This window comes from Enterobacter roggenkampii (assembly GCF_001729805.1).
In the GTDB taxonomy this organism is placed as follows: Bacteria; Pseudomonadota; Gammaproteobacteria; order Enterobacterales; family Enterobacteriaceae; genus Enterobacter; species Enterobacter roggenkampii.
The window spans coordinates 361,295-374,079 of sequence record NZ_CP017184.1 but is presented as its reverse complement, the minus strand read 5'-3'; the positions used below and the strand labels follow the sequence as shown (position 1 = coordinate 374,079).

Sequence of the window (12,785 nt, the reverse complement as noted above, 5' to 3'; positions counted from 1 at the left end):
GGGCATTTAAAAACATATTTTCCGCAGCGCCTGCGCCAGCTGCACCCGCGTAAACGGCTTGCGCAGTAGCTGAACGTCCGGCAGCTGAGGATTATGCGTGGGCCGTAAATCCTGTCCGCTGATCAGCAGCACCGGAAGCTGCGGATAGTGGCTGCGCACATGGCTAATCACCTCGGCCCCGCTCAGGCTTCCCGGCAACATCAGGTCGCTGATAAACATGCCAATATCCGGCGACGCCGCCAGCATGTTCAGCGCCTGCTCGCCGTTTTCCGCTTCGAGCGTCAGGTAGCCAAGCTGGTGCAGCTGCTCGCACAGGGTCTGACGGACATCGGCTTCATCTTCCAGCACCAGTACCAGCCGCTCGTTATCGACGGAGGCGGTGGCAGAGAGCGTTTCATCTTCAGGAACTACGGGTAGCGTCGATCGCGGAAGGTGAAGCCGGACGGTCGTCCCCTGCCCCGGTGCGCTCTCGATCTCCACGCGACCGCCGGACTGGCGCACAAAGCCGTAGACCATCGACAGGCCTAACCCGCTCCCGCTCCCGGTCTGTTTGGTGGTGAAGAACGGCTCAAAGACGCGGGATTTCACCTCCTGAGACATCCCGCAGCCGCGGTCAATGACCTCCAGCGCCACCATATCCTGCCTGCGCCCGTCGCTGCGGGTGACGCGCTGATTCCAGGTGCGGATTTTTATCACCCCGCTTTGCCCTTCCATTGCATCGCGCGCGTTCATCACCAGGTTTATGATGGCGTTTTCCAGCTGGCTAACGTCTATCCAGGCGGGCCATGCCGGGGATTGCGCTTCGATCTCCAGGGTCAGGGTGGCAGGGAGGGAGTGACGCAGCAGTTCCCGGAGGTTCTCCAGCAGCGGCTGCATCTCTACCGCATGCGGGGTCAGGGATTGCTTGCGGGAAAACGCCAGCAGGCGCTGGGTCAGCAAGGCGCCACGCTCGGCCGCCTTCAGCGCCCGGGTAATGCGCGGCGCGTCGTTTGATTCGGGGTCGGTCAGCTCAAGGCTGCCGATGATCACCGCCAGCAGGTTATTAAAATCATGCGCCAGCCCGCCCGTCAGCTGTCCGACGGCCTTCATTTTCTGGCTGTGCAGGAGCGCCTCTTCCAGCCCCTGACGCTCAATGCGGTCGATCTCCATCTGCGTGGTTTTTTCTTTCAGCAGACGCGTGGTGTGCTCAAGCGAGGCGGTGTTGCGGGCAAAAACGTTGAACGCGCGCGCCAGTTCACCCAGCTCATCACGCCGCTGCAGCGCGGGAACGGAAACATCCTGTTCGCCATGCGCAAGGCGTGACATCGCCCGGGAAATGGCCGTCAGGTTGGAGGCCAGATGGCGGTAGATATACCAGCAGGCACACCCGGTGATGATCAGCGCCAGCACGGCGAAAATGGTGATAAATACGCTGATGGATTGCAGCTCGTGATGGCTCTGGGCCGTGCGAAGCCGGGAGGCCTGCGCCACCTGCTCAACGTACTGATTAATATCGCTGTTGAGGATCGCCACCAGCGCCTTGATGTGGAACATGTACCAGCTTATCGCCAGATCGCTCTCTTCCAGCTGCTTCGACAGCGGGGCGAGCTGACCTAGCTCGGCATTAAAATCAGGCAGAACCGCCTTCACGACCGGCTGTGCGGCACTCCGGGGCAGCGTTGCGGCCACCGCGTCCAGCTGCTGAACGGTTGCGCGCGGCGAAGGGGTGTCGATGGCGGCGGCGATCAGCCGGTCCATCTCCATCAGCTGCTGCGCATCCGGAACATTGCTGCCATAGCGGCGGTTGATGTCCTGCAGATGACGCAGGTAGCTCTGGCTTTGGTACAGCGAGCTCAGCAGCGCGTTACGCTCCAGATGGCGTCGCTGTCCGCGCTCCAGCATCTCCGTCACGCTCTGCTGTAGCTCATTGCTTCGTTGAATAATACGCGCCACCAGGGCTGGCTCCTGCTGCGCCAGCGGCGCCTCCGCAAGCTGCTCCAGCGAGTGGCGCAGGGCCATTTGCGTCTGCTTCAGGCGCTCGGCTTCACCTTTGTACTCGAGCGCCCCGACCACCTGCGAGAGCCGCACCGCCGCCGTCGCCACGCTGGCGGTGTCGCGGGCCAGGTTCATGCTGCCGGTCATATCGTCCAGCGTTTGCTGCTGGACCTGCTCCTGGATTTGGCTGGCGTGGCGGAAGCCGAGCACCGCCACGCCGCTCACCATCAGCGTCACGGCGACCACCAGCAGATTGAAAATCAGCAGGCGGCCTCGGGCGCTGGCGAAGAACGGGGGGCGTGATGGCATGGGGTTGGGCTCCTGTGCGGTTTGGTGCCCTCACCCTGGCCCTCTCCCAAAGGGAGAGGGAAAAGGAAAATGTGATGGCGATTAGCTATTCATAACTATGACAAATATGAACAGCTTCTGACATTTTGCATTTACGCACCTGTGATGAAGTGCAGAAATCGGCATTCACAGGAGATCCGCCATGAGCAGAACCCCGGTATTAGAGATGCGCAGCATTGCCAAAACGTTTGGCAGTTTCCACGCGCTCAAGGGTGTGGATTTGACGGTCTTTGCCGGTGAGATCCACGCGCTGATGGGTGAAAACGGCGCAGGCAAAAGCACGCTGATGAAAATCCTTGCGGGCGCCTATACCGCCACCGGCGGCGAGATCCTGATCGACGGCCAGCCGTTTCACATTAAAGGGCCGAAGGATGCCCTGGCCGCAGGCATCACGCTGATTTACCAGGAGATGCAGCTCGCGCCCAATTTGACCGTAGCCGAAAATATCTTCCTCGGCAGCGAGCTGTCGCGCGGCGGGCTGGTCCAGCGCAAGGAGATGGCCACCCAGGCACAGGCGGTGATTGACCGCCTCGGCGCGCAGTTTAGCGCCACCGATCTGGTGATGAAGCTCACCATCGCCGAACAGCAGCAGGTGGAAATTGCCCGCGCACTGCACCGCAACAGCCGCATTCTGGTGATGGATGAACCCACCGCCGCCCTCTCCTCCCGCGAAACCCATCGCCTGTTTGAACTGATTTTGCGCCTGCGCGATGAAGGGATGGCGATCATCTATATCAGCCACCGCATGGCGGAGGTCTATGAACTCTCTGACCGCGTCAGCGTTCTGCGCGACGGGCAGTACGTCGGGAGCCTGACGCGCGACAAGCTGAACGCGTCGGAACTGGTGAAGATGATGGTGGGCCGCCCGCTAAGCGACCTGTTCAACAAGGAGCGTGATATTCCCCTCGGCAGCCCGCGTCTCAACGTCCACCACCTCACCGACGGTAAAAAAGTACAGCCGTGCAGCCTGCAGGTGCGTTCCGGCGAAATCGTCGGGCTGGCAGGGCTGGTCGGGGCCGGACGTTCCGAGCTGGCACAGCTTATCTTCGGCGTGCGTAAAGCCACGGGCGGCATGATTGAGGTCGACGGCGAGCCGGTGGTGATCCACTCCCCGCGCGCGGCCATCGAAAACGGCATCGGTTTTCTCACCGAGAACCGCAAGGAGCAGGGGCTGTTTCTGGAGCTGGCGGCGCAGGAGAACATCACTATGGCGACGCTGGAGCGCGACGCCACCTTCGGCTGGCTGAACCGCAAAAAAGCCCAGTCCATTTCCGATGACGCCATTGCCCTGCTCAATATCCGCGTGCCCCATTCGCAGGTGCGCGCAGGCGGTCTTTCCGGCGGCAACCAGCAAAAACTGCTCATCTCCCGCTGGGTCGCCATCGGCCCACGCATTCTGATTCTGGACGAACCCACGCGCGGCGTGGACGTCGGCGCAAAAAGCGAGATCTACCGCATCATGAACCAGATGGCGCGCAAAGGCGTGGCGATCCTGATGATCTCCAGCGAGCTGCCGGAAGTGGTGGGCATGAGCGACCGGGTTTACGTGATGCGGGAAGGCAGCATCGCGGGCGAGCTTCACGGGCGCGACATCTCTCAGGAAAACATTATGACGCTGGCAACCGGCGTGAACGACACTCATCATCAGGCGGTGCAATCATGACAACTCCAACCCATCCGCAGCAGGTGGCGAAATCCGCCTCCGCCAAAAAAATGCTGATGAGCGATCTGATGCAAACGGTCGGTATTTTGCCGATTTTGATCCTGATTGTGGCGGTTTTTGGCTTTATTGCGCCCAACTTCTTCACTGAGAGCAACCTGCTCAACATCACCCGTCAGGCGTCGATCAACATCGTGCTGGCGGCGGGAATGACCTTTATTATCCTCACCGGCGGGATTGACCTCTCGGTGGGGTCGATTCTCGGCACCACGGCGGTGGCGGCGATGGTGGTGTCGCTCATTCCCGAATTCGCCGGGCTGTCCATTCCGGCCGCGCTGATGCTCGGCATGGTGCTGGGCCTGTTCAACGGCGCGCTGGTGGCCTTTGCCGGGCTGCCCCCCTTCATCGTCACGCTCGGCACCTATACGGCGCTGCGCGGCGCGGCCTATCTGCTGGCCGACGGCACCACGGTCATTAACTCCAACATCAACTTCGAGTGGATCGGCAATAACTACCTCGGCCCGATTCCGTGGCTCGTAGTCATTGCCCTGGCGGTCATTGCTATCTGCTGGTTCATCCTGCGCCGCACCACGCTCGGCGTTCATATCTACGCGGTCGGCGGCAACATGCAGGCGGCGCGCTTAACCGGCATCAAGGTCTGGCTGGTACTGCTGTTTGTCTACGGCATGAGCGGTCTGCTCTCCGGCCTCGGCGGGGTGATGAGCGCCTCGCGCCTCTACAGCGCCAACGGCAACCTCGGCACGGGTTACGAGCTGGATGCAATTGCGGCGGTGATCCTCGGCGGCACCAGCTTCGTCGGCGGGATCGGCACGATCACCGGCACGCTGGTCGGTGCCTTGATCATCGCCACCCTCAACAACGGCATGACGCTGATGGGCGTCTCCTACTTCTGGCAGCTGGTGATCAAAGGGGCGGTGATCATCATTGCGGTGCTGATCGACAAATACCGTACCCGACACCATCAAAGTGCATAACAACAATACCCTACGAGTGAGGAAGACAAGATGCGTTTGAAACCCTTAGTGACCGCGCTCTGTGCTGGCGCGCTGCTTGCCGCAACGCCGTTTGCGCAGGCGAAAGATCTGAAGTCCATCGGCGTGACGGTGGGCGACCTGGCTAACCCGTTCTTCGTGCAGATCACCAAAGGTGCCGAGCTGGAAGCGCGCAAGCTGGCGGGCGATAACGTCAAGGTGACGCTGGTCTCCAGCGGTTACGACCTGGGCCAGCAGGTTTCGCAGATCGACAACTTCATTGCCGCGAAAGTGGACATGATCATCCTCAACGCCGCGGACTCCAAAGGGATCGGCCCGGCGGTGAAGCGCGCGAAGGACGCCGGGATCGTGGTCGTGGCGGTTGACGTGGCGGCGGAAGGGGCTGATGCCACCATCACCTCCGATAACACCCAGGCGGGTGAGATGGCCTGTAAGTACATTACCGACCGCCTGAAAGGGAAAGGCAACGTGGTGATCATCAACGGACCGCCGGTCTCTGCGGTACAAAACCGCGTAGAAGGTTGCCAGACGGAGTTCAAAAAACATCCTGATATCAAGGTGCTCTCGGATAACCAGAACGCCAAGGGCAGTCGTGAAGGCGGTCTGGAAGTCATGACCTCCCTGCTGGCGGCCAATCCGAAGATCGACGGCGTGTTTGCGATTAACGATCCGACCGCGATCGGCGCCGATCTGGCCGCGAAACAGGCTCAGCGCAATGAGTTCTTTATCGTTGGCGTGGATGGATCGCCGGACGGTGAGGAAGCGCTGAAGCGTGAAAACTCGCTGTTTGTTGCTACCCCGGCGCAGGATCCGCAGGTCATGGCGGCAAAAGCGGTGGAGATCGGCTATGACATTCTTCAGGGCAAACCCGCGCCGAAAGCGCCCGTGCTGATCCCGGTGACGATGATCGATAAAAAGAACGTCGGCACGTATAAGGGGTGGACGGTTAAATGATCCTTTTCCCTCTCCCGCAGGGAGAGGGTACTGTTTTCAAGGAGTCCCCATGAAACGCTCCGACATCAATGAAATCCTCGGCCACACGCGGCAGTTTTTCTCCATACACGACGTTCATCTCCCGCCTTTTGCCAGCTTTCCGCCAACGAAATGGCAGCAGCTTGACCAGGCCGCATGGCAGGAAGTGTTCGACCTCAAGCTCGGCTGGGACGTGACGGCGTTCGGCGGCAACAACTTTGCCGCTGAGGGCCTGACGCTGTTTACCCTGCGCAACGGCTCGCCCAACGGCGTGCCTTATGAAAAAAGCTATGCCGAAAAAATCATGCACGTGCGCGACGGCCAGGTGACGCCGATGCATTTTCACTGGCGCAAGCGCGAAGACATCATCAACCGGGGCGGCGGGAATCTGATCATTGAGTTATGGAATGCCGGAGCGCATGAAGAGACGGAAAACACCGACGTGACCGTCACCGTCGACGGCTGCCGCCAGACCCACGCCCCCGGCAGCCAGCTGCGCCTCACGCCAGGGGAAAGCATCTGCCTGACGCCCACTCTTTACCATAGCTTCTGGGGCGAACGCGGCTTCGGCGACGTGCTGGTGGGCGAAGTTTCCTCGGTTAATGACGATGAACACGACAACCACTTTTTGCAGCCGGTTGCCCGCTATAACAACATCGAAGAAGACGAACCGGCGCTGCTGGTGCTGTGCAACGAGTACAACCTGTTCCGGATATAAGGGGTGAATGATGCCATTGATTTCTCTTGCCGACGGTCTTGCGCACGCCAGACAACACCGCTATGCGCTGGGCGCGTTTAACGTGCTCGACTCCCACTTCCTGCGCGCGCTATTCGCCGCCGCAAAGCAGGAACGCTCGCCGTTTATCATCAACATCGCGGAAGTGCATTTTAAGTACGTGTCGCTGGATTCCCTTGTCGAAGCGGTGAAGTTCGAGGCCGCTCGCCACGCTATTCCCGTGGTGCTCAACCTCGATCACGGCCTGCATTATGACGCCGTCGTGCGCGCCCTGCGCTTAGGGTTCAGCTCCGTGATGTTCGATGGCTCTACGCTGAGCTATGAGGAAAATGTTCGCCAGACGCGAGAAGTGGTGAAGATGTGCCATGCGGTGGGCGTCTCCGTGGAGGCAGAGCTGGGCGCGGTCGGGGGGGATGAAGGGGGCGCGCTTTACGGACATGCGGATGAAGCCTTCTTCACCGATCCGCAGCTGGCGCGCGAATTTGTTGATTCAACCGGCATCGACGCGCTGGCCGTCGCCATCGGCAACGCACACGGCAAGTATAAAGGCGAGCCGAAGCTCGATTTCCCGCGTCTGGACGCCATTCGTCAGCAGACGGGGCTGCCGCTGGTTTTACACGGCGGCTCCGGGATTAGCGATGCCGACTTCCGCCGCGCCATCGAGCTGGGCATTCATAAAATCAATTTCTATACCGGGATGTCGCAGGCCGCGCTCGCCGCCGTGGAGCAGCGCATGGCGAACCGCCAGCCGCTGTACGACGAGTTTGCCGAACTGCTGCTCGGCATTGAAGAAGCGATTACCGATACGGTCGCCGAACAGATGCGCATCTTCGGCAGCGCGGGGCAGGCATGATGGAACGCAAAGGCATCATCGCCGCAGGCAATATGCTGGTGGACCACGTCCACCAGATCGTGCAGTGGCCGGAGCGCGGCTGGCTGGCGGAAATCACCCACAGCGAACGCTCAACCGGCGGCGCGCCGCTCAACGTCCTGCTGACGCTGGCAAAAATGCACGTTGGCCTGCCGCTGCAGGCGGTGGGGCTGATTGGCGAAGACGGCGACGGGGACTACATTCTGGCGATGCTCGACCAGTACCACGTCAACCGCCAGCGCGTACAGCGCACCACCTTTGCGCCAACCTCCATGTCGCAGGTGATGACCGACCCCAGCGGACAGCGCACCTTTTTCCACTCGCCGGGGGCCAACCGCCTGCTGGATCTTCCCGCCTTCGATCGCTTAGACGGATCGATGAAGATCTTCCATCTCGGCTATCTCCTGCTGCTCGACAGCCTGGATATGCCCGATGACGAGTTCGGCACCCGCAGCGCGCGGCTGCTGGCGCAGATGCGCGACCAGGGGTATGAAACCTCGCTCGATCTGGTTTCCCGCAAGGGCGACCCGCGCTATCAGCCGCTGGTGCTCCCTGCCCTTCGCCATCTCGACTATCTGGTGATTAACGAGCTGGAGGCCGGTGAGTTTAGCGGCCTGACAATGCGTGACGAAAACGACGCCCCGCACATTGCCCATATCGCGGACGCCGCAGCGCAGCTGCTGGCGGCCGGGGTACGCCAGCGGGTGGTGATCCACTGTCCGGAAGGCGCATGGGGAGAAGCGCGCGGTGAAGCGGGTCGCTGGATCCCGTCATGGATGCTGGAGCAGGAAGAGATTATTGGCAGCGTCGGCGCGGGCGATGCCTTTTGCGCGGGCTTTTTATACGGCTGCCATGAATCGCTCCCGCTGACAGAAAGTATTTATCTGGCGCACGCCTGCGCGCGGGCAAGCCTGCTGGCCGCCAATGCGATTGACGGCGCAAAAACGCTGGCCGAGCTGCAGGCGTTTATTCGCGAGAGCATTTAATTTAACAATAATTGCGATTTTTCATTACAGTTCTATGAATTTTATATTCCCGAACTACACTCTCTCCATCTGGCATATTCGGCGTGGGCAGCACTCTGTCCGCACGCTTTTCCGAAATGAGATAGAAAGAGGACAAGGGAAAAATGTTCGCAGTCATCATCATCGGTATTTTCATTATCAGCGTTATTTATGCGCATTCCCGCGGCAAAGAAAAACAGACGCTTTCCCGTCAGCTCTTCGACCATTCGACGTTTATGGCGCCCATCAATATGTTTATGACGGCGTTTTCTTCCCTGCCCGCCAGGCAGCCTTTCTTTGAAACAGAGCGCTTCCCGGAATTAAATAAGCTGACGGAAAACTGGCTGGTTATTCGCGAAGAGGCGCTGCGTTTGCAGCATCATATTAAGGCAGCGGAAAATAATAACGACGCTGGCTTTAACACCTTTTTTAAACGCGGCTGGAAACGTTTTTATCTGAAGTGGTATGCCGATGCCCATCCCTCCGCGCAGTCTTTATGCCCGGTGACGACCCGGCTGGTGAGTGAAATCCCTTCGGTGAAGGCGGCCATGTTTGCCGAGCTGCCGGCGGGTGCAAAGCTTGGCAAGCACCGGGATCCGTATGCGGGCTCGGTTCGTTACCATCTGGGCTTATTCACCCCGAATGACGATCGCTGCTTTATTGAAGTCGACGGGCAGCGCCACAGCTGGCGGGATGGTGAAGCCGTTATTTTTGATGAGACCTACGTCCACTGGGCAGAAAATAAATCGGATCAAACGCGCATTATTCTCTTCTGCGATATCGAGCGTCCGATGAAATGGCGCTGGGCGCAGGCGGTTAACCATTGGGTGGGAACCACGCTGATGTCTGCGGCCAGCTCACCGAATGACGAGAATGACAGCACCGGCGGCATTAACCGCATTTTTAAATACGTTCATGCGGGCCGCGAACGGGGGCAGCGCCTGAAAAAAAGGAACCGTAAGGCCTATTACGCCCTCAAGTATTTGTGCATCATTGCGATTTTTGCCGCCATCATTGTTCCGGCGATAACGTAAGCCTTATGCCGCCTGTTCGGGCCGGCTCACGTCAGTGGCAAACACGTAACCCAACCCGCGGATGGTTTTGATGAGCGCAGGCTGATGCGGGTTAGCCTCTATTTTCCGGCGCAGGCGCATGATCAGCACGTCAATCGTGCGGTCGAACACGTCGGCGCTTTCGCTGTGGGTCAGCTCAAGCAGCCGATCGCGGCTCAGCACCCGGCGGGCATTTTGCGTGAGCGCCAGCAGCAGGCCGTACTCGCCCTGGGTTAAGGGCACGGTATTACGCTGCGGATCAATCAGCTCACAGCGGGTGGTATCAAGCGTCCATCCATTAAACGCAATGCCCGCGACGGGCGCTGCGGGGGCTTCTGCCGCCAGCGCGCCCGTTCGGCGCAACACCGCTTTCACCCGGGCGACCACCACGCGCGGGTTGAACGGTTTGCCAATATAATCGTCGGCCCCCATCTCCAGCCCCACCACCACGTCTGACTCACTGCCCAGGCCGGTTAACATCACAACCGGTAGCGCCGGACGCTGCTTTTGCAGCTGCAGCAGAACCTGCAGGCCGTTGATATCCGGCAGCATCATATCCAGCAGCACAAGCGCGATATTCGGCTCCTGCTGCACCTGGCGCAGCGCATCCTGGCCGTTATGGCAGACAAGCACGCTAAAGACGTGCTCGCTCAGCACGTCCTGAAGCAGTTCGCAGACTGCCGTATCGTCATCAACCACCAGAATCGCCGGTTTCATCGTATGCTTCCGTCAGGGGATTATGTTAAGTCTGAACTATTCTGCCGTCGGCTCCAGTCAAAAGGTTTTTTCAGTGACGGAAATTCAACCCATGTCACATCCGCCGCCCTGTCGACACGTCAATTTTGACGATTGACTGCTTTTTGTCAGGGTTTTCACCCCGGATGGGCCGTAAAGTCAGGGGATACCCATACAAAAAACATGGCATAGAAGCTGCATAGTGGGTGCGAACGATTCGATTAACTGGAGCAGACTGATGAAAAAAGTCGTCACGGTTTGCCCTTATTGTGCCTCAGGTTGCAAGATCCACCTGGTGGTCGATAACGGCAAAATCGTCCGGGCGGAGGCCGCACAGGGGAAAACCAACCAGGGCACGCTGTGCCTGAAAGGTTACTACGGCTGGGATTTTATTAACGATACCCAAATTCTTACCCCGCGCCTGAAAACCCCTATGATCCGCCGCGAGCGCGGCGGCAAGCTGGAAGCCGTCTCCTGGAACGAGGCGCTGGATTATGTCGCCACGCGCCTGAGTGCCATTAAGGCCAAGTATGGCCCGGATGCGATTCAGACCACCGGCTCTTCCCGCGGGACGGGAAATGAAACCAACTATGTGATGCAAAAATTCGCGCGCGCCGTTATTGGTACCAATAACGTCGACTGCTGCGCTCGCGTCTGACACGGCCCATCGGTTGCAGGTCTGCACCAGTCGGTCGGTAACGGCGCAATGAGTAATGCCATCAACGAGATAGATAATACCGATCTCGTCTTCATCTTTGGTTATAACCCGGCGGATTCTCACCCTATCGTCGCGAACCACGTTATTCGCGCTAAACAGAATGGGGCGAAAATCATCGTCTGCGATCCGCGCAAAATTGAAACCGCGCGCATTGCGGATATGCACATTGCATTGAAAAACGGCTCAAACATCGCGCTGTTGAACGCAATGGGGCACGTCATTATTGAGGAGAACCTGTACGACCAGGCGTTTGTCGCGACCCGTACAGAAGGCTTTGAAGAGTATAAGAAAATAGTCGAGGGCTATACGCCTGAATCCGTCGAAGCGATAACCGGCGTCAGCGCACAGGAGATTCGTCAAGCGGCCAGAATGTATGCCGGGGCAAAAACCGCCGCCATTCTCTGGGGCATGGGCGTGACCCAGTTCTACCAGGGCGTGGAAACCGTGCGCTCGCTCACCAGCCTCGCGATGCTGACCGGTAATCTGGGTAAAGCGCACGTTGGCGTGAACCCGGTGCGTGGTCAGAATAACGTGCAGGGCGCCTGCGATATGGGCGCGCTGCCGGATACTTATCCGGGCTACCAGTACGTGAAGTTCCCGGAAAACCGCGCCAAGTTCGCGAAGGCGTGGGGCGTGGAAAGCCTGCCGGAACACACCGGGTATCGCATCAGCGAGCTGCCGCACCGCGCGGCGCATGGCGAAGTGCGTGCGGCCTATATCATGGGTGAAGATCCGCTTCAGACCGACGCCGAGCTTTCTGCAGTGCGTAAAGGGTTTGAGGATCTGGAGCTGGTGATTGTCCAGGATATCTTCATGACCAAAACCGCGGCGGCGGCGGATGTCATTTTACCGTCGACCTCCTGGGGCGAGCATGAAGGCGTCTACACGGCGGCCGACCGCGGATTCCAGCGCTTCTTCAAGGCGGTCGAGCCGAAGTGGGATCTGAAAACGGACTGGCAGATCATCAGTGAAATCGCCACCCGCATGGGCTACCCGATGCACTACAACAACACCCAGGAGATCTGGGATGAGTTGCGCAGCCTGTGTCCGGACTTCTACGGCGCCACCTATGAAAAAATGGGCGAGCTGGGATACATCCAGTGGCCGTGTCGGGATGAGTCAGAGGCCGATCAGGGGACGTCCTATCTCTTTAAGGAGAAATTCGACACCCCGAACGGGCTGGCGCAGTTCTTCACCTGCGACTGGGTCGCGCCGATCGATAAACTCACCGATGAGTATCCGATGGTGCTCTCCACCGTACGCGAAGTGGGCCACTACTCCTGTCGTTCGATGACCGGCAACTGCGCCGCGCTGGCCGCGCTGGCGGACGAGCCCGGCTACGCGCAAATCAACACCGCCGATGCGCAGCGCCTTGGTATTGAGGACGAGGCGCTGGTGTGGGTGAACTCGCGCAAAGGGCGGATCATCACCCGTGCGCAGGTCAGCGATCGTCCAAACAAAGGGGCGGTCTATATGACCTACCAGTGGTGGATTGGTGCCTGCAACGAGCTGGTAACGGAGAACTTAAGCCCGATAACCAAAACGCCGGAGTATAAATACTGCGCCGTAAACGTTGAGCCGATTGCGGATCAGCACGCGGCGGAACAGTACGTGATCGACGAATATAACAAGCTAAAAGCCCGACTGCGCGAAAGCGCAATGGGTTGAAGCCGTTAATTTATCGTTGAATAAAGGGAGTGAT

10 protein-coding genes are annotated in these 12,785 nt (G+C 59.3%); 8 read left to right on the top strand and 2 right to left on the bottom strand.

Annotation, left to right across the window (positions count from 1 at the left end; all coding sequences use genetic code 11):
• Positions 1-6: 6 nt before the first annotated feature.
• Positions 7-2,283, bottom strand: coding sequence for an ATP-binding protein (locus tag BFV67_RS01700; RefSeq protein WP_069597772.1), 2,277 nt, complete (start codon positions 2,281-2,283; stop codon positions 7-9).
• A 181-nt stretch (positions 2,284-2,464) separates the two neighbouring features.
• Between BFV67_RS01700 and BFV67_RS01695 the strand changes: the two genes are divergently transcribed.
• From BFV67_RS01695 to lpxO, 7 genes are all read left to right on the top strand, one after another.
• Complete coding sequence (locus BFV67_RS01695) at positions 2,465-3,985, top strand: sugar ABC transporter ATP-binding protein (RefSeq protein WP_069597771.1); 1,521 nt, start codon at positions 2,465-2,467, stop codon at positions 3,983-3,985.
• Entirely contained in the window at positions 3,982-4,977 is a 996-nt protein-coding gene (locus tag BFV67_RS01690; RefSeq protein ID WP_045407271.1) for an ABC transporter permease subunit, read from the top strand. The genes BFV67_RS01695 and BFV67_RS01690 overlap by 4 nt, the downstream gene beginning before the upstream one ends.
• 30 nt (positions 4,978-5,007) lie before the next feature.
• On the top strand, positions 5,008-5,949 hold the full coding sequence (locus tag BFV67_RS01685) for an ABC transporter substrate-binding protein (RefSeq protein ID WP_008500045.1): 942 nt from the start codon (positions 5,008-5,010) through the stop codon (positions 5,947-5,949).
• A 49-nt stretch (positions 5,950-5,998) separates the two neighbouring features.
• Positions 5,999-6,685, top strand: a complete 687-nt coding sequence (locus tag BFV67_RS01680) for a D-lyxose/D-mannose isomerase (RefSeq protein ID WP_069597770.1) — start codon at positions 5,999-6,001, stop codon at positions 6,683-6,685.
• Between the two features lie 10 nt (positions 6,686-6,695).
• The gene (locus tag BFV67_RS01675) at positions 6,696-7,556 is read left to right on the top strand and encodes a ketose 1,6-bisphosphate aldolase (protein ID WP_025912336.1); all 861 of its coding nucleotides are present in this window, start codon (positions 6,696-6,698) and stop codon (positions 7,554-7,556) included.
• A complete protein-coding gene (locus BFV67_RS01670) occupies positions 7,556-8,560 on the top strand; it encodes a carbohydrate kinase family protein (RefSeq protein ID WP_032655361.1) in 1,005 nt (334 codons plus the stop codon). Before BFV67_RS01675 ends, BFV67_RS01670 begins: the two co-directional genes overlap by 1 nt.
• 143 nt (positions 8,561-8,703) lie before the next feature.
• Complete coding sequence (lpxO, locus tag BFV67_RS01665) at positions 8,704-9,612, top strand: lipid A hydroxylase LpxO (RefSeq protein ID WP_023293507.1); 909 nt, start codon at positions 8,704-8,706, stop codon at positions 9,610-9,612.
• Positions 9,613-9,615: 3 nt separating this feature from the next.
• On the opposite strand, the gene BFV67_RS01660 is transcribed toward lpxO, so the two are convergent.
• Positions 9,616-10,347, bottom strand: a complete 732-nt coding sequence (locus tag BFV67_RS01660; protein ID WP_021242940.1) for a response regulator — start codon at positions 10,345-10,347, stop codon at positions 9,616-9,618.
• A 256-nt stretch (positions 10,348-10,603) separates the two neighbouring features.
• Here BFV67_RS01660 and fdhF point away from each other — a divergent pair, with 256 nt between their 5' ends.
• A complete protein-coding gene (gene fdhF, locus BFV67_RS01650) occupies positions 10,604-12,751 on the top strand; it encodes a formate dehydrogenase subunit alpha (RefSeq protein WP_084833282.1) in 2,148 nt (715 codons plus the stop codon).
• The last annotated feature ends 34 nt before the right edge of the window (positions 12,752-12,785 follow it).